We start from the raw sequence: 17221 nt of genomic DNA on the forward strand, positions 1-17221 counted from the left end.
TGGAGAGATGGTGCCCGAACGTTATCGCTTGCGCAAACCAAAACGCAACATAGAATGTGTTTCGTTACGTTTCTTTTTGGAGGTGGTGATGCGTGCATGGCGAACCCTGCTCTTGGTTCCGGCCGTCTTGCTGACGGGCGCCGCCGCGCCGCCGCGCCCCTATGCGGATGCCGATTTCGCGCGGATTCCCAAGCTGGATGCGCATGTCCACGCCAATGTCGACGATCCGTCCTTCCTCGCGCTGGCGCGCAGGGATGGGTTCGAGCTGCTGTCGATCAATGTCGATTATCCCGATTTCCCGCCGCTCGCGACGCAGGCGGCGGTCGCCTACAAGATGCGCGCGCGCGATCCCAGGCGCTTTCATTTCGCGACCACCTTCTCGATGAAGGGCTTCGGCGCGCCGGGCTGGACGGCGCGGGCCGAGCGGGAGGTCGACGAGGGCCTCCGCCATGGCGCAGTGGCGGTGAAGGTCTGGAAGAATATCGGCATGGTCGCCAGGGATGCGGCCGGCAAGCGCGTCTTCCTCGACGATCCGCGCTTCGATCCGATCATGGCGCATATCCAGTCGCGGGGCATTCCGCTGATCGCGCATCAGGGCGAGCCCAAGAATTGCTGGCTCCCGCTCGATCAGATGACGACCGATAACGATCGGAGCTATTTCAGAGAGCATCCCGAATATTATATGTTCAAGCACCCCGAGGAGCCGAGCTACGAGGCGCTCATGGCGGCGCGGGACCGGTTCGTGGCGCGCCATCCGCATCTCGCCTTCGATGGCGCGCACATGGCGAGCCTCGAATGGAGCGTCGACGAGCTGGCGCGCTTCCTCGATCGCTATCCCAATGCCGTGGTCGATCTCGCCGCGCGGATGACGCAGGTGCAGTTCCAGTCCAACGCCGATCACGCCAAGGTCCGCGCCTTCTTCGTCAAATATCAGGATCGGCTGATGTACGGCACGGACCTCACCGACAGCCCGCCCGATCCCGCGGCTCGTGCGCAGAATCCGCCCGCGACCGGCCTTTTCACCAAGGAGGCGGACGATGTCTGGCGCTCGGACTGGCGCTATCTCGCGACGCCGCTTTCCCAGCATATCGACGCGATCAAGGCCGATGCGCCCGGCCTCGCGCTGCCGCGCGACGTGATCGACAAGATCTATTACGCCAACGCCCGGCGCTTCTTTCACCTGAAGGGGTGACCGGCGCCGGCGGCAGGGCGGCCGGAAGGCCGCCCGTCAGGCGCCGTGGATGCGGAAGCCCAGCCGGTCGGAGGCGGAGCGGATATCCTCCGGCACCGTGCCGTCCGTCACGAGATGGTGGATATTCTCGATCGTGATGATCCGGTGCAGGCAGACGCGCCCGAACTTGGAGCCGTCCGTCACCGCGATCACCTCGCGCGCGGCCTCGACCATCTTGCGGTTGAGCATCGCCTCGGGCTCGTAATGCGTGGTGATGCCGCACTCGATGTCGAAGCCGTCGACGCCGAGGAAGAGCTTGTCGACGCGCAGATCCTCCAGCGCCGCGACGGTCTGCGCGCCGTAGAAGGCGCGATTCTTCCGCCGCAGCATCCCGCCCAGCATCACGATGTTGAGTCGTTCCTTGGCGGCGAGCACCGAGAGGATATCGATATCGTTGGTGAGGACGGTGATATCCTCGTCATCGGGCAGGAAGCGCGCGATCTGGAGCGTCGTGGTGCCCGAATCGAGCACGATCGATTCGCCGGGGCGCACCATCGCCGCCGCGAGGCGACCGATCCGCACCTTTTCGTCGGCATGGCTGGAGCGCTTGGCCTCGACGGCGGGCTCGGCGGTGACGTTGACCGCGTCCGCGCTGATCGCGCCGCCATAGGAGCGCTCCATCACGCCGCGCGTCGCGAGGAAGCGCAGATCCTTGCGGATCGTTTGCATCGAAACGCCGAAGCGTTCGGACAGGGGGGCCACCTGCACGCTGCCGCGCTCGCGCACGAGCGCGCTGATCTGCTGCCGCCTTTCGCTGGTGTCGCGCGCCATACGCGCCATTCCCCCAAGGTTTGAACGAGGCCTCCAGATATCAGCAGCCAGGGCGGGCTTCAATCCACCTCCAAAGTTTCGTTATTTTTCGATTTGACATTGGATGCAAAACGAATGCAGATTTGTTGCAGATAATAATCCATCGAAACTTCGCGCCGGCTCGAACCGGCGGTGGGATGGAGCGCACGCAGGCCATCGCGGAGCATTCGGGACAAGAGGGGTAAGATATGCGCGTGACTTTGTGGAAAGCCGGCTTCCGGGTGGGCGCCAGTTCCCTCGCTCTGGCCATCTCGACTGCCGCGATCGCGGCAGACGGCGCACCGGCCGACACGGCGGCGGCCCAGTCGCCGCTGATTACGGCCCAGTCGCCGACCGGCTCCTCCCCTGCGCAGGCCGTGATCGCCGCCGACGCGCCGCTCGGCACCGAGGAGATCATCGTGCGCGGCGTGCGCGGGTCGCTGCTCCGCTCGATCCAGACCAAGCGTGACGCGGCCACCATCGTCGACGCCATCTCGGCGGAGGAACTCGGCAAATTCCCCAATCGCAACGTGGCCGAGGCGCTCGGCAATATTCCGGGCGTGACCGTGGGGCGCGACGGCCGTGGCGAGGGGCGTCAGGTGACGATCCGTGGCCTCGGCGAGGATTTCGCGATCACCACGCTCAACGGCCGCATCCTGCCGACCGACTCCACCGACCGCTCCTTCGCCTTCGACGTGCTGCCTTCCGAGATGATCTCGGGAGCGGAGGTGACCAAGGCGGTGCAGGCCTCGTCGCTCGAAGGCAGCATCGGCGGCAATATCGATCTGCGCTCGGCCCGCCCTTTCGATCATCGCGGCTTTCAGGCATCGGGCTCGCTGGAAGGACAGTATAATGATCTGCCCGGCAAGGTGGGCTTCCGCGCCGCCGGCGTCGTCAGCGACACCTTCGCGGACGACACGATGGGCCTGCTCTTCTCGGCCACCTACTCGCAATATAAGCTGAGGACGGACAATCTCGGCGAATATTCGCCCGCGAGCGACACCGAGGAGGGCCAGCAGTTCGATTTCAACGGCAACGGCGTCATCGATAACGACGGCAAGCAATATGTCTGGCCGCTCTTCTACAGCAATGGCGTGGTGCTGGGGAAACGCAAGCGGCTCGGCATCTCGGGCTCCTATCAGTGGAAGCCGAGCGAGAAGCTGACCTTCACGCTCGACGGCCTCTACAGCCGCTATTCCGATATCGAGCATAATTATCGCCAGTCGAACTTCCTGAGCCCGCGCAACGATCTGGACTCGCCGATCAAGTGGGTGCCCGGTTCGGTGAAGATCGATGCGAATGGCGTCGTCACCAATTTCGCGCTCAACGATCTGGTCGCCGAGGTGCTGACCACCAACGAGCCGCGCACGGTCAACACCTATCAGATCGGCGGCCATGTCGACTGGCAGCCGACCGAGCGGCTCAAGTTCGTGGTCGATGGCTATACGGGGCAGGCGACGCGCAATTCCGGCGGCAAGCAGGCCTTCGTCGTGGCGGGCATCCCGGATTCGAGCGGTGTCTTCGCGACGCGGGACGGCCATCTGCCCGATCTGTCGATCACCATTCCCGGCGGCCGCACGATCGATCAGGCGACCAACGACGATTTCCACGCCCATTATGTCGGCATCAACGGCGACAATCTGAAGGACCGCACGCAAGGCACCAAGATCGACGGCACCTGGGAGACGGATCTCGGGCCGCTCAAGTCGCTCTCCTTCGGCGGTTCGTGGACGAACCGGCGCAAGGTCGACACGGTGATCGACAATCTCCAGACCGAGTGCAATTTCTGCGGTTACCCCTTCTCCTTCGGGCAGATCGGCGCGGATGTGGTGCGGCCCTTCCCGGTCAGCGGCCTGTTGTCGAAGCAGCCGGGCAATTTCCCGCGCAATTTCCCGATCTTCGATATCGACAGCTATCTGGCGGCCCTCCCGCGTGCGGAGAACAACCCCGACGTGATCGACCCCGTGACCGGCGAGCCTTATCCGTCCGGCTATGCGACGCAGGTGATCCAGCCCGATCTGCCGCTCTCCTTCCGCATTTCGGAGCGGACCTGGGCGGGCTATGTGCAGGCCAACCTCTCGGGCGACCATTGGCGCGGTGACCTCGGCGTGCGGATCGTCAACACGACCGTCTCGTCCGAGGGCTGGTCGACCACGATCAGCAGCATCGTCAAGCGGCCGGGAAATCAGGCCGACTACGACGTGCAGTTCAACGAGTCCGTGCCGGTGAAGGGCGGCGGCAGCTACACCAAGGCGTTGCCGGCGGTGAATTTCGCCTATGACTTCACCGACAATCTGCGCCTGCGCCTCGCGGCCTCCAAGGCGATCGCACGGCCGACCTTCGGGCAGTTGTCGCCGGCGAGCGACGCCTCCAACGCGCAGTCGGGCACGTTCATCATCTATGACTCGGGCAACCCCAATCTGAAGCCGACCAAGGCGGACCAACTCGACGCCTCGCTGGAATTCTACAAGGGCAGCCGCTTCGCGCTGTCAGCGGCGGTGTTCTACAAGCACATCAAGGATTTCGTGACGACGCTGCCGGAAGACGTGACGATCACGCCGACCAACCAGCCCGCCGACCAGCAGCAATCCTTCGACTTCACGCGCGTGGAAGTCCGCAACGGCGACAAGGCGGACGTGGTGGGGCTTGAGGTTGGCGGGCAGTATTTCCTCGACAATGGCCTCGGCTTCCAGGCGAACCTGACCTACAACCATTCCCGCGCGACCAGCGGCGGGATCAAGACGGCGCTGCCCGGCGCCATCCCCTTCTCGGCCAACGCCAAGATCTTCTACGAGAGCCACGGCATCCACGCCCAGCTCTCCTACAACTACGCCTCGCGCTACACGCAGGCGCAGGCCGGCCTGATCGATTATCTGCCGATCAAGGAGGACGCCTATCACGAGATGTCGGCGACGCTGGGCTACGACCTGAACAGCCATATCCAGGCCTATGTCAGCGGATCGAACCTGCTGGGCTCGGCGATCCAGCGCTTCAACACCTATCGCAACGTGCCGGCCTTCTATGAATATTCGGGCCGCTCCTTCTTCTTCGGGGTGCGCGCGCGGATGTGACCGGAAGGCTGCGCCGCGTCCGTGCGGCGCAGCCCGCTGGCCAGTCCGTCAAAGACGCCGGCGGCCGCTGACGAGCTGGACGATCACGACGATGATCGCGACCACCAGCAGCAGGTGGATCAGGCCGCCCGCGACATGGAAGGCGGTGAAGCCCAGCAGCCACAGGATGACGAGGATGACGGCGATCGTCCAAAGCATCGAATCTCTCCCGTACTGTGATTGCGGGAGCCAACCCTTCGCCGCGCCGCGGGTTCCGCGGCGAAGGGGTGGTCCGTCCGATCAGCCGGCGGCGCGGAAGCCGTCGATCCAGGCCTTGAGCGTCGCGATCGCCAGCGGCAGCGCGCCGAACAGGATGAACACCACGTCGCCGGGCATCCGCATCCATTCGAGGAACCGGGCCTCCGCGCCGCTCGTGTAATCGAAGCTGCGGGCGTGCCAGTAGCCGGACTGGGTGACGTCCCACACCTGCATGACCCCGCCGGGGAAGAGGCTCAGCGCCACCATCAGCAGCAGGCCGATATTGGCGCCCCAGAAGCTCGTCTTGATGAAGGGCTCGATCCTCGTCCAGCGCTCCTCGTCGCTGGTCTGGCGCAGCACGAAGCTGGTCAGCGCGATCGCGAGCATCCCGAACACGCCCATCAGCGCGGCATGGCCATGGTTGGGCGTGAGGATGGTGCCGACCTCATAATAGCTGACGATCGGCAGGTTGATGAGGAAGCCGAAGACGCCCGCGCCCACGAAGTTCCAGAAGCCCGTCGCCATCAGGAAGTAGAAGGTCCATTTGTGCGGCAGGTCGATCGGCTTGCCGCAAGCGTCGCATTCGCGGCGCGTGGTCCGCACGAAATCCCACGCGTCGAGGGTGAGCAGCGTCAGCGGCACCACCTCCAGCGCCGAGAACATCGCGGAGAGCGCCATGTTCACGTTGGTCTGGCCGGTGAAATACCAGTGGTGGCCGGTGCCCATCAGGCCGCCGAGGAAATAGAGGATGGCGTCCAGATAGATCACGCGCAGCGCCGTGTTCCGCGCGGTCAGCCCGAGCTGGTAGAAGAGCAGGGCCACGGTGGTGGTCGCGAAGAATTCGAAGAACCCCTCGACCCACAGATGGATGATCCAGAAGCGCCAGGTGTCGACCACCGTGTAGTTGGTCTTGGCGCCATAGAAGAGCGCGGGGACGTAGAACACGGGAATGGCGAGCGCGGCGAGGAGGAACAGGCGCGCCAGCGGGCGGGCGTTGGCGTCGGGAACCGACTTCGGCCGCACCGTGTGGACGAGGAGCGCGAACCAGGCGAACAGGCCCGCCACCAGCAGATATTGCCAGAAGCGGCCGATCTCCAGGAATTCCCAGCCCTGATTGCCGAACAGGAACCACCAGCGGCCGAGCAGCCCCGTCATGCCCGCCCACTCGCCGAGCAGGCTGGCGCCGATCACCACCGCGAAGGCGCCGAAGATCAGGTTGATGGCGAGCGTGAAGCCCTTGGGCTCGGCGTCGCGCAAGGAGCGGCCGAGGAAGAGCGCGGCCGCCACATAGGCGGTGGCGATCCAGAAGATGGCGGTCTGGAGGTGCCAGGTCCGCATCAGGTTGCTGGGGAAGAGGCGTTCGAGCTGGAAGCCGTAGAAATCGCCCGGTTCCGCCCGATAATGCGCAGTGGCGCCGCCGACGAGCGTCTGCACGAGGAAAAGCAGCGCCACGACGACGAAGAACTTGACCAGCGCGCGCTGGCCCTGGCTGGCGGCGCCGGGGATCAGGTGCGGATGGACGTGCGAGCGGTTGCTGATCCAGCCGAGATGCTCATAGCGGCCGAAGGCGAGCAGCACCGTGGCGATGCCGCCGAGCAGCATGATGAGGCTGAGCCCGCTCCACAGCAGCGCACCGCCGGTCGGCAGGTTGCCGACGAGGGGATCGAAGGGGAAATTGTTGGTGTAGGAATAGGTCGCCCCTGGCCGCCGCGCGACCGACGCCCACGCCGCCCAACTGATGAAGGCGGAGAATTGGCGCAGTTCGGCCGGATCGGTGATGAGATCCGCCTTGAGGCCGCCATTATGTGCCGGATCGTGGAAATAGGCCCGCCAATAGGGGATTTGCTGGCGATAGGAGGCCGCTTCGGGGGCGGTCAGCGTCAGCGTGTCGGTGGCCGGATCGAAGCGGTTGGTCTTGAGCGATTCCGCGGTCGCGCCGCGGATCGCGCTCTGCCGGACGGGGTCCAGCGCGGCATAGTCCTGTCCATATTGCTGCCGGGCCAGCGCGTCGGCCGTATCGAGCCCGAAGCGATGCAGCGCGGCCGCGCCATAATCCGGGCCGAGATAGGCGCCATGCCCCCACACCGAGCCATTGTCCATCAGGCCATATTTGAGGAAGACGGCCTGCCCGGCGCCGATATCCTCGCGCGTGAAGAGCAGTCGCCCGCGATCGTCCACCACCTGCGCGGGCGTGGGCGGCGCGTTGCGATAGGACAGCATGGTCACGCCGATCAGGCCGGCGAAACCGATCATCATGACGATCAGGACGGCCCGCACCCACCAGGGCGAGAGAGGCGGATCGGTGACGTCCGCCTCGGCCGGGATATCGACAATATGGCTCATATGCTCCTCACGCGGGCTGTCGCAGCGAAGCCGAGACTAAAATAAAAGAACAGGAGGCGATAGCGTAAGATGGGTATTGGGGCGCCGAATATCTGCATTTCTTGTGGGTTGCGCAATATCCGATCCGTTCGCATGGAATGTATGCGTCAAAGCTGTGGTGGCGCATACACTATTCCTCGAGAATGAAGCCGGCGGAGGTCGGCTATCCTATCCCATCGGCTTTCTCTTGATGCGTTGGGGCCTCTCTTGTCGGAAATCGTCATAATCCGACCGTCGGCAGACGAACCGGCCCCTGGATCGGCTGCCATTCTCCAACGCGGCCCGCTTCGCGCGAGGAACAGGAGATAGGCTTGCCCCGGCCGGCGCGACAGGGCATCGACACCGGCCAGACCAAGGGATCGCGAGAGCGGCATGGGACGCCCCCGGCAACAGAATGAGCGCGTGACGATACAGGCCGTCGCCCGGCGGGCCGGCGTCTCGACCATGACCGTCTCCAACGTGTTCAACCGCACCGGCAAGGTGGGCGAGGCGACCCGTGCCCGCGTGCTCGCCGCCATCGAGGAGCTGGGCTACGTCCCCAACCAGGCCGCCCGCAGGCTCGGCGGCTCGGTGGTGGCGCGCATCGGCCTGATCTATTCCGACGTAGAGAGCATGTTCATCAACGCCACGCTCGCCGCCGTCGCGGTGGTGGCGGCGGAGAAGGGGCTCCAGTTGATGATCCGCTCGGCGCGGGCCGCCTCGGCGGAGGAGGTGGTGGACCATGCCCACGCGCTCATTCGCTCGGGCGCGCAGGCGCTGCTGCTCATCCCGCCCTTCGCAGAGATGTTGGGGCATTCCCCGGCGCTGGCCGGCCTCGGCGTGCCGGCCGCCGCCATTGCGACGGCGCTGCCTTTCCCGGCCGTCACGACCGTGCGGATCGACAATCGCGCCGCCGCGCGGGACGTGACGCGCCGCCTTCTGGCGGGGGGCCGCCGGCGCATCGCGGTGGTGGCGGGGCCGGCGAGCCATTCGGACAGCCTCGCCCGTCTGGAAGGGCATCGCGACGCCCTGCGCGAGCAGGGCCTGCCCTTCGCCGAGGATCTCTGCATCGAAGGCGATTTCAGCTTCGCGTCGGGGCTGAGGGCGGCCGAGCGCCTGCTCGATCTCGACCCCCGTCCCGATGCGATCGTCGCCGCCAATGACGACATGGCCGCCGCCATCCTCTGGGCGGCCCATCGGCGCGGGCTGGACCTGCCGGCCGATCTTGCCGTCACCGGGTTCGACGACACGCTGGTGGCGACGCGGGTGTGGCCGGCGCTGACGACCGTCCGCCAACCCATCCGCGCCATGGCATCGGAGGCGATCGAGCTGCTGGCGCAGGCCGTGCGCGACCCGGATGGCTATGGCGAGGCGCGCGACGTCGTGCTGCCCTTCACGCTGGTGGAGCGGGCGTCGGGCTGAGTACGCCAGCGCTTGAGGTTTATCGATAAATCTACCACAAGAGGCACCGATATCGCGGGAGAGGGCAACGCTGTGACGGATGTGGCGGAACGGACCATATGGGAGACGACATCGGGCGGAGGCGACATCGCGCCCGACCGGACGGCCACGGGCAAGCCGCATTTCGAGGTGCTTGACGGATTGCGCGGCGTCGCCGCCATGCTGGTCGTGCTGTTCCACATCCAGGGCATCACGGTGAACTGGGATGGCGCTAAGGTCTTCTTCCATCACGCGCCGCTCGCGGTCGACTTCTTCTTCGCGCTTTCGGGCTTCGTGATCGGCTATGCCTATGACGACCGCTGGCCCCGGATGACGGTGGGCCGCTTCTTCGCGCTGCGCCTGATCCGGCTGCATCCGATGGTGATCGTCGGGACGCTGTTGGGTTTCGCCAGCTATCTCCTCGATCCCTATGCGGGCGCGGCGCAGGCGGTGTCGTGGAGCGCCCTGCTGATCGCGCTTGCCATGGGGCTGCTGGCGTTGCCGTCCCCGTCGCTGCCCAATCGGTGGACCGACACGCATCCGCTGAACGGGCCGTGCTGGTCGCTGTTTCAGGAATATCTCGGCAACATCGCCTATGCCCTCGTGCTTCGCCGTCTGCCGACGCGCATTCTCGGGCTCCTCGCGGTGCTCAGCGCGGTCGTGCTGGCGGTGTGCGCCGTCCACTTCGGCACGTTCGATTGCGGTTCGGGCTGGGATCATCTGTGGATGGCGCCCGTCCGCCTCAGCTTTCCCTTCCTGACGGGGCTATGGCTCTATCGCGTGCGCGACAGGCTGCCCCGTATGTCGCTGGGCTATCTGCCGCTCACCCTGATCCTCATCGCGATCGTGATCTTCCCCACGCTGCCCGAGATCGGCGGCTTCAAGCTCAACGGCGCCTATGAAGCGCTGTGCGTCATCCTGCTGTTTCCCGCGATCATCGTCGCCGGCGCGCATTCCGATGCGGGCCGGGGCCTGATGGGGCTGTGCAAGGCGAGCGGGCGGATATCCTATCCGATCTACATCACGCACTTCCCCTTCCTGTACGTCTGGATGAACTATGTCGCCAACGCGCACCCTTCGCCGCAGCGGATGCTGGCGATCGGTGCGGCGCTGGTGCCGTTCCTGCTGCTGGTCGCCCGGGGAGCCCTCATCGTCTGGGACGAGCCCGTCCGCGCCCGCCTGCGCGCCTCGCTGAGGCGCGGCTGAGGGAGCGAAGGCGGTCAGCGCACCTCGATATCCTGCCGCAGGCCGATATCGGCGGACGAGCTGCCCGCCATGAGCTGGACGGTGCCGGGTTCGACGACGAGGGCTTTGCGCCCCTGATCCCAATACGCGAGCTGCGTGGCCTTGAGCGGGACATGGACGGTCCTCGTCTCGCCCGGCTCGAGATGGACGCGGCTGAACCCGGCCAGTTGGAGCGCCGGCCGGGCGACCCGCGAGTTCGGATAGCGGACATAGATCTGCGGCACGGCGTCCCCCGCAACCCGCCCCGTGTTCGTCACGTCGATGGCGACGTCGATCCGGCCGTCGCGGGCGAGGGTGGAGCGGTCCGTCCGAAGACGGGCGAAACGGAAGCGCGTGTAGCTGAGGCCCCAGCCGAAGGGGTAAAGCGGCTTCTGCTTCGCATACATGTAGGTCCGCCCGTGGCGGATGTCATAATCCATCATCGGCGGCAGATCGGCCATCGACGCGGGCCAGGTGACGATGGTGTGCCCGCCGGGGTTGTAGGCCCCGAACAGCACCTGCGCGAGCGCCCAGCCCTCGTCCTCGGAGGCGTGGGCCATGTTGAGGATCGCCGGCACGTTCCGCTGTGACCAGTTGATCGTGTAGGGGAAGCTGGACACGAGGATCATGACGGTATGCGGATTGGCCGCCTTCACCTTCTTGACCAGTTCCTCCTGCGCCAGCGTGAGCGTGACGCGATCGCGCCCCTCGCGCCCGTCGCCGGGATCGGCGCAGGGCCGGGTGCCGGAATCGTCCCATTCATTGGCCATGTTGGGGCCGCAGGTGGGGTCATTGCCGACGACGACCACGGCGACATCCGATGCCCTGGCCGCGGCGACGGCAGCGCCCTTCGCGTCGTCGGCCGCATAGTTGACCTTCACAGACGGGCCAACGGCGTCGCGGATGCCTTCGAGCGGCGTCGTCGCGTGGGGCGGGTGGCCGCCATACCAGTCCCAATGGACGCTGTCGGCCAGCGGGCCGATGACGGCGATCGACTTCAGCCGGTCCTTGCGGAGCGGCAGGGCGTGGCCGGCATTCTTGAGCAGGACGATCGATTCCAGCGCCATCTTGCGGGAGACCGCCTGATCCGCCGCGCCATCCCAGGGGGCGGGGCCGTCATGCACGGCGGAATAGGGGACGCGCTCCGGCGGATCGAGCAGGCCGAGCTTCAGCGTGATGCGGAACTTGCGACGGAGCGCCTCGTCAAGCTCCGCCTCCTTGACCGTGCCTTCGCTGACCGCCGCGCGCATCTCGTCCTTGTAGGTGTCGAGATACTGGTTGATCCCGGCCTTGAGCGTCGCGACCACCGCGTCCTTCTGCGTCGCGAAGCGCTTGTGCGCCGTGACCAGCAGCTTCACCGCGCCGCCGTCGCTGGAGACGACGTTCACCCCCCAAAGGTTGATGACGACATCGCGCAGCACTGGATTGATCGCCATCGGCGTGCCGTTCCAGGCGTTGTAGGAGGCCATCACCCCGCTCGCGCCGGCATCCTGAAAGGCCATGCGGAAGGGCAGGGAATAATATTCCCAGAAGAGCCGGTCGTCGAAGTTTGAGCTGGTCGAGGTGCGCTGGTTCTCGTTCGAGTTGGCGAGGAAATGCTTCAGCAGCGGCGCCGCCTGCCAATATTTCGGATCGTCGCCTTCGAGGCCGCGCGCGAAGGCGGTGGCCATCGTGCCGTTGAGGAAGGGGTCTTCGCCATAGACCTCCTCCGTGCGGCCCCAGCGCGGATCGCGCGCTAGATCGGCCTGCGGCCCCCACAGCATCAGGATCTGGCGCCCGTAGCGCGCGGTCTGCGTGATGTAGCGCGCCTCATGCCCCTCGACGCCGCCCGCCTGACGGACGAGATCGGGATCCCAGCTCGCGCCCATGCCCGGCGGCTGAGGGAATTGCGTCGTGGGGATCGGCGCGAGATGCCGCTTGTCGGACCCGCGCTGGACGACGCCGTGAATGCCCTCGGACGAGCCGAAATTGGGAACGCCGAGGCGCGGCACGCCGGAGTTGGTGCTGAGCGCGTCGATCTTCTCGTCCACCGTCATGCGCGAGAGGAGATCGGTGATGCGCTGCTCGGCGGGAAGATCGGGATTGCGGAAGGCCGGCTGGGGCTGGGCCGTCGCCGCGCCGGCGAGCAGCATCGCGGCAAACCCGATTCCGATATGCCGTGCGGTCCTCTTCATCGTCACCCTGCGTCCTTCCTGTCGCGGCTCATTGCCCGGTCCGGTCGATCGAGACGAGCACCACGTCGTTGCTGCGCATGGGCAGATCGATGCCGGTGCGCCCGTCCGCGCCGACCTGTACGGTGCGGTCGACCTCCGGGGCGTCGCGGGTCAGGCCCTGCAACTGCCCGAGCTGTTTCGGGTCGAGGCTCTTGGGCATCCCCATGTCGATATAGGCCGAATAGGCGTCGTTATGGCGATAGCCGGTCCGGTACGCGCGCAGCCGGTAGCGGCCGGGCGCCAGATGCTCGAAGGCGAGCTTCGCCGTCGCCGATGCCGTGTTCGGCACGAGATGCGTATAGAAGGGCCGGTTGCTCACTGGCTGCTTCGGCTGCTGCCAGTCCCACACCAGCGCCGTGGTGCGCGTGCCGTCGGTCGCGGCCATCACCTGCGCGTCGGCGACGGGAATGGAGCGCCCCTTGATGGCGTTCAGATATTTGTAGGCGAAGAAGGCGGGCTTGCGGATGCCCTCGCGGTTGAGGAGGCCGAAGCCGCCATGGAAGGGAGTGGGCGGCGGACCCGGCTCCTCGAACAGATCGCTATAGGTCCAGTAGCTCATGCCCTGCACAAGCCCCTCGACCGCCTTCAGGCGCGAGAGGATATAGGGCGCGCTCACATAGCTGTCGTGGACGGGGTCGCGCGGCGTGTAGCTGGTGCTCCATTCGGTGAAATAGAGCGGCAGGGTGGGGAAGGTGGATGCCGCGATCTGCTGGCGCACCTTGCGGACGTCGGCAATGACGGCTTGCGGATCGGCGGAGAGCTTGGTGTCGCTCTCGCCCTTCTCGTCGAGGAAACCGCCGTCGACGCCATAGCTGTGGGTGGTGACGAAATCGATCGGCGCGCCCGATTTCGCGACATGAGCGAGGAACTCCGGCACCCACGCCGCGCCGGCCGTTGCCGGGCCGCCGACCTGGATATCCGGGTCGATCGCCTTGATGGTGCGCGCGGTCAGGTCATACAGGTCGAAATAGGCCTTCTGGTCGGCGCCTTCCCAGAATCCGCTGAGATTGGGCTCGTTCCACACCTCGAAATACCAGCGGCGCACCTCGGCCACGCCGTAGCGCTGCTGCTCGTGGCGGACGAACGCGTCGACCAGCGCCCGCCACGCCTCGGGCTTCGGGTGGGAGGTGTTGCCCTTCCAGTAGAAGATGCTGTTGGACGAGGTGGCGAGCGCCTGCGGCGTGAAGCCCAGCTCGACGAAGGGGCGGATGCCCTTGGAGAGCAGATCGTCGTAAAGTTCGTCGATCTTGGTCCAGTCGTAGCTGGTGCGGCCATTCTCGACGCGCACCGTGCCGAGCACGTCATGGAAGATCGCGTGGAAACGGAGAGTGCGGAAGCCGAGCTCGTCCACCGCCGTCTTGAGCTGGGCCTGCGAATCCGGCCGGATCAGCGTGCCCGGATAGTCCGAGCCGACCGAGATGTCGAAGAAGCGATCGACCGGCTTTTGCGCGCGGGAGACGTCGATGTCGATCGCCCGGTCGGCGGGGGCGGCGATCGCGGGGGCGAGGGGGAGCCATGCGGAGGCGGCGAGCGCCATCCGCCAGACCCGATGGAATGGCCGCCGGCCGCGCTGATCCCGCATATGTCCTCCCGCTCGATGATGGAATGGCGGCGGCACCCTCGAACGGGATGGCCGCCGCCGCAAGTCAGCCTCAGAAGGTGAGGCGCATCGTCGCCGTGTAGCGGCGGTCGGAGACGAACCACGCACGGCCCATCAGGCCGATCGACTGCTTCATCAGCACGCGGTTGGTGGCGTTGGTGAGGTTCTGCGCCTCGACGCCCATCGAGATCTTGTCGTTCAGGAACTTGAAGAAGATCGAGCCGTCGAGCTGGCCGTAGGAGGCGTTGTAGACCGGCAGGCCCCAGACCACGCAATGCGCGTTCGCGGCGGTGTCGCACTGCACGCCGTCCGGGGTGATCGGCGAACCGTCCGAGCCCTGCGTGCCGTTGACGTTGGTCGAGAGCAGGTAGCGGCTGCGCCAGTTGTAGGCGAGGCGGACCGAGACGATGCCCTTCTCGTAATAGCCGGCCAGGTTGTAGCTGTATTTCGACAGGCCTTCGAGCGGCAGCCTGCCGAAGATCGCGCCGTTGGTGTCCACGCCGTTGGCCGACACGAAGGCCGCGCTGTTCGACTGGAGGCTCGACAGGTTCACCTTGGTGCTGCTGTCGACATAGGTGAAGTTCGACGTGATGCCGAACCCGCTCAGCCAGCCGGGCAGGAAGGTGAAGGCCTGATTGTAGCCGAGCTCAAGGCCCTTGATGTTCGCCGTGCCGACATTCTGCGGCGCGGTGAGGTTGTAGGTCACGCCCGCGAATTCGTACGGCGTGGTGACGTTGCGGATGATGTTCGTCAGATGCTTGTAGAACACCGTGCCCGTCAGCGAGCTGGCCTTGCCGAAATACCATTCCAGCGCGCCGTCGAGCTGGGTCGAGCGGGTGGGCTTGAGGTTGGGATTGCCCGATGCCGTCGAGTTGAAGGTATAGGTGCCGGTCGTCTGGTCATAGGCGGCCGACAGCGGCGTATAGGCCTGCAAGGTGTTGAAATCAGGCCGGGTCATCGCGCGGGCCGCGGCGAAGCGGGCCTGGAGGTTGGGCGTGATCTTGTAGAGCAGGTTCAGGCTCGGCAGGAAATCGTCATAATGGTTCTTGGCGTTGATCGCCTGCGCCGTACCGTCGAACACGGGGCCGCCCGGAGGCGCGCCGGTGATGGCCGGCGGTTCGACCACGAAGCCGCTGGCATTGTTCGTCGTATGGACCCAGCGCAGGCCGACATTGCCGCTCAGCGGCAGGTTGATGTTGTCGAAGTCGAACTTCAGCGAGCCATAGGCCGCATAGGTCCGCTCGCGCTGGAAGTTGCGCTGCGCGTCGCCGAACGCGGAAAGCGCGAAGGTCGGGCAGGACGAGGCCGGATTGATCTCCTCGCAGAGCTGTGTCGTGATGGCGTGCAGCGCATAATAGGTGTTCGGATAACCGTTCGCCTGCGAGGCGGACGGGAAGATCACGCTCATCGGCACGTTTGCGCCGCCGTGATAGAAATTGCTGCCGAAATTGAAGTTCTGGCTCGCGAGCGGGAATTGGGACAGATAGGCGAGGTGCGGGATGGTTGAGCCCACCATCCAGGTCTGGCTGACTGCCTGCCAGTTATAAGGCGCCTGCTGGTTTTCGGCGTTGGTCCGCGTGACGCGGCCTCCGAAGTGGAAGCTCTTCAGGATGCCGCCGGTATCCAGATCGTAATCGGCGTCGGCGCGCCAGGCCCATTCGTTAGCGACGTTCTTGGTGCGCTCGTCCATCGTGAACGCCCAATAATAGTTGGACGCGGTGTTCAGATAATTCTGGTCGACCGTGACGCTGGGCACGCCGTGCGTCAGGTCCACCGTCTGGCCGGGCAGGTTGACGCCGGTCGCGACCGTGGAATCGAGGCCGTTGTTGGTGGCGTGGACATGCTGCATGTCGAAACGCAGCGTCAGGCGCTCGGTCGGGCGCCATTTGATGTTGCCCGAGATGTCGGTGGTGTTGGAGCGCTGATCGGCGCTGCGCACGTCGTCGTTGAACGGCATCCCGCCGTCCGCCGGGCTCGGATCGGTCTCGTCGCCCTTCTGGAAGACGCCGTTGTCGTCGAACTGGAACTGCGTGCCGGCGGCCGGCACGATGTTGTACGGATTGGTCTGTGCGAAGATCGCGTGCTCGTTCCAGTGGAACTTGTAGCGCGACTGGAAGAAGGTGGCGGACACGTCGAGATTGTCGGCCGGCTTCCACTGCACCGCGCCATAGGCGCCGAAGCGCTGGCGGGTGAAGTCGAGCTGGCGCCAGTCGATACCCTTGGGGATGTAGACCGTCTTGCCGGCCACGAGATCCTGACGCGGATAATAGGGCTCGACCTGGATGCCGTCGGTGCGCGTCGCGCTGCGCGAGTAAGCGACGTCGGCCAGCACGCCGATCTCGCCGATCGGGGTCTGCCAGCGGTTCGAATAGAGCCCCGAGAAGGACGGCTCGAGCTGGTTGCGCAGATCGCCCAGCGTGCCCGAGGCGGAGACGCTGAACACCTCGCCCTTGCTGTCGAAGGGCATACGCGTGCGCAGGTTGACGAGGCCGCCGATGCCGCCTTCGATCAGATCGGCCGAGGGGTTCTTGTAGACGTCGACGCCGGCGAGCAGTTCGGGCGGCACATCCTCGAAGCTCAGCGTGCGGCCGCCATTGGCGCTGAACGCGTCGCGCCCGTTCAGCTCGGAGCGGACGAAGGTGAGGCCGCGCACGTTCACGCCCGAGCCCTCGACCGAGAAGTGATCCGGGTCCGCGCGCGAGATGAAGTGATCGATGGTGACGCCGGTGATGCGCTGGAGCGTCTCGGTCACGCTGCGGTCGGGCAGCTTGCCGATATCGTCCGAATTGATCGAGTCGACGATCTGGTCCGCATGGCGCTTGATGCCGAGGGCGGAGTCGATCGAGGCGCGCTGGCCGGTGACGACGATCTCGCTCTGCGCGGGCTGATCGCCGCCCTGCGCCGTCTTGGCAGCGCTGTCAGTGGATTGCGCGAAAGCGATGCCGGGAACGCAGGCGGCCACGACGGCGATGGAGGCGCCCGCACGCAGCAGGCTCCGCGGCGATCGCGTCCAAAGGGCGCGCGCAAAACTATGAGTATTCATTGGTTCTCCCCT

The 17221-nt window shown here is 65.8% G+C and carries 10 protein-coding genes; 4 read left to right on the plus strand and 6 right to left on the minus strand.

The window, feature by feature from the left end; all coding sequences use genetic code 11:
• Positions 1 to 88 precede the first annotated feature (88 nt).
• Positions 89 to 1192: an amidohydrolase family protein gene (locus FHS98_RS08535; protein WP_167102895.1), complete on the plus strand. Its 1104-nt coding sequence runs from the start codon at positions 89 to 91 to the stop codon at positions 1190 to 1192.
• A gap of 36 nt (positions 1193 to 1228) precedes the next feature.
• On the opposite strand, the gene agaR is transcribed toward FHS98_RS08535, so the two are convergent.
• Positions 1229 to 2002, minus strand: a complete 774-nt coding sequence (gene agaR, locus FHS98_RS08540; RefSeq protein ID WP_208402118.1) for a transcriptional repressor AgaR — start codon at positions 2000 to 2002, stop codon at positions 1229 to 1231.
• Positions 2003 to 2229: 227 nt separating this feature from the next.
• Here agaR and FHS98_RS08545 point away from each other — a divergent pair, with 227 nt between their 5' ends.
• A complete protein-coding gene (locus tag FHS98_RS08545) occupies positions 2230 to 5091 on the plus strand; it encodes a TonB-dependent receptor (protein ID WP_167102901.1) in 2862 nt (953 codons plus the stop codon).
• Between the two features lie 48 nt (positions 5092 to 5139).
• Here FHS98_RS08545 and FHS98_RS08550 read toward each other — a convergent pair whose 3' ends face one another.
• Positions 5140 to 5289 carry a lmo0937 family membrane protein gene (locus FHS98_RS08550; RefSeq protein WP_167102904.1) on the minus strand — a complete coding sequence of 50 codons (150 nt, stop codon included), beginning with the start codon at positions 5287 to 5289 and terminating at the stop codon, positions 5140 to 5142.
• Between the two features lie 81 nt (positions 5290 to 5370).
• Positions 5371 to 7671, minus strand: coding sequence for a nitric-oxide reductase large subunit (locus tag FHS98_RS08555; RefSeq protein WP_167102907.1), 2301 nt, complete (start codon positions 7669 to 7671; stop codon positions 5371 to 5373).
• Between the two features lie 441 nt (positions 7672 to 8112).
• Here FHS98_RS08555 and FHS98_RS08560 point away from each other — a divergent pair, with 441 nt between their 5' ends.
• Both FHS98_RS08560 and FHS98_RS08565 read left to right on the plus strand, forming a co-directional pair.
• Positions 8113 to 9111, plus strand: coding sequence for a LacI family DNA-binding transcriptional regulator (locus FHS98_RS08560; protein ID WP_341786043.1), 999 nt, complete (start codon positions 8113 to 8115; stop codon positions 9109 to 9111).
• A 72-nt stretch (positions 9112 to 9183) separates the two neighbouring features.
• The gene (locus tag FHS98_RS08565; RefSeq protein ID WP_167102914.1) at positions 9184 to 10335 is read left to right on the plus strand and encodes an acyltransferase family protein; all 1152 of its coding nucleotides are present in this window, start codon (positions 9184 to 9186) and stop codon (positions 10333 to 10335) included.
• 14 nt (positions 10336 to 10349) lie between these two features.
• On the opposite strand, the gene FHS98_RS08570 is transcribed toward FHS98_RS08565, so the two are convergent.
• The 3 genes from FHS98_RS08570 to FHS98_RS08580 all read right to left on the minus strand — a co-directional run bounded on the left by FHS98_RS08570 (position 10350) and on the right by FHS98_RS08580 (position 17209).
• Positions 10350 to 12527 carry a glycoside hydrolase family 3 C-terminal domain-containing protein gene (locus tag FHS98_RS08570; RefSeq protein ID WP_167102917.1) on the minus strand — a complete coding sequence of 726 codons (2178 nt, stop codon included), beginning with the start codon at positions 12525 to 12527 and terminating at the stop codon, positions 10350 to 10352.
• A 28-nt stretch (positions 12528 to 12555) separates the two neighbouring features.
• A complete protein-coding gene (locus FHS98_RS08575; protein ID WP_425057337.1) occupies positions 12556 to 14148 on the minus strand; it encodes a GH39 family glycosyl hydrolase in 1593 nt (530 codons plus the stop codon).
• A gap of 70 nt (positions 14149 to 14218) precedes the next feature.
• Positions 14219 to 17209: a TonB-dependent receptor gene (locus FHS98_RS08580; RefSeq protein WP_167102920.1), complete on the minus strand. Its 2991-nt coding sequence runs from the start codon at positions 17207 to 17209 to the stop codon at positions 14219 to 14221.
• Positions 17210 to 17221 lie beyond the last annotated feature (12 nt).

The organism is Sphingomonas oligoaromativorans (assembly GCF_011762195.1).
Lineage (GTDB): Bacteria > Pseudomonadota > Alphaproteobacteria > Sphingomonadales > Sphingomonadaceae > Solisphingomonas > Solisphingomonas oligoaromativorans.

Bases quoted from the DNA above. Each gene is read 5' to 3' on its own strand.
- FHS98_RS08535 (WP_167102895.1), top strand. From the start codon at position 89: ATGCGTGCATGGCGAACCCTGCTCTTGGTTCCGGCCGTCTTGCTGACG.
- agaR (WP_208402118.1), bottom strand. From the start codon at position 2,002: ATGGCGCGCGACACCAGCGAAAGGCGGCAGCAGATCAGCGCGCTCGTG.
- FHS98_RS08545 (WP_167102901.1), top strand. From the start codon at position 2,230: ATGCGCGTGACTTTGTGGAAAGCCGGCTTCCGGGTGGGCGCCAGTTCC.
- FHS98_RS08550 (WP_167102904.1), bottom strand. From the start codon at position 5,289: ATGCTTTGGACGATCGCCGTCATCCTCGTCATCCTGTGGCTGCTGGGC.
- FHS98_RS08555 (WP_167102907.1), bottom strand. From the start codon at position 7,671: ATGAGCCATATTGTCGATATCCCGGCCGAGGCGGACGTCACCGATCCG.
- FHS98_RS08570 (WP_167102917.1), bottom strand. From the start codon at position 12,527: ATGAAGAGGACCGCACGGCATATCGGAATCGGGTTTGCCGCGATGCTG.
- FHS98_RS08575 (WP_425057337.1), bottom strand. From the start codon at position 14,148: ATGCGGGATCAGCGCGGCCGGCGGCCATTCCATCGGGTCTGGCGGATG.
- FHS98_RS08580 (WP_167102920.1), bottom strand. From the start codon at position 17,209: ATGAATACTCATAGTTTTGCGCGCGCCCTTTGGACGCGATCGCCGCGG.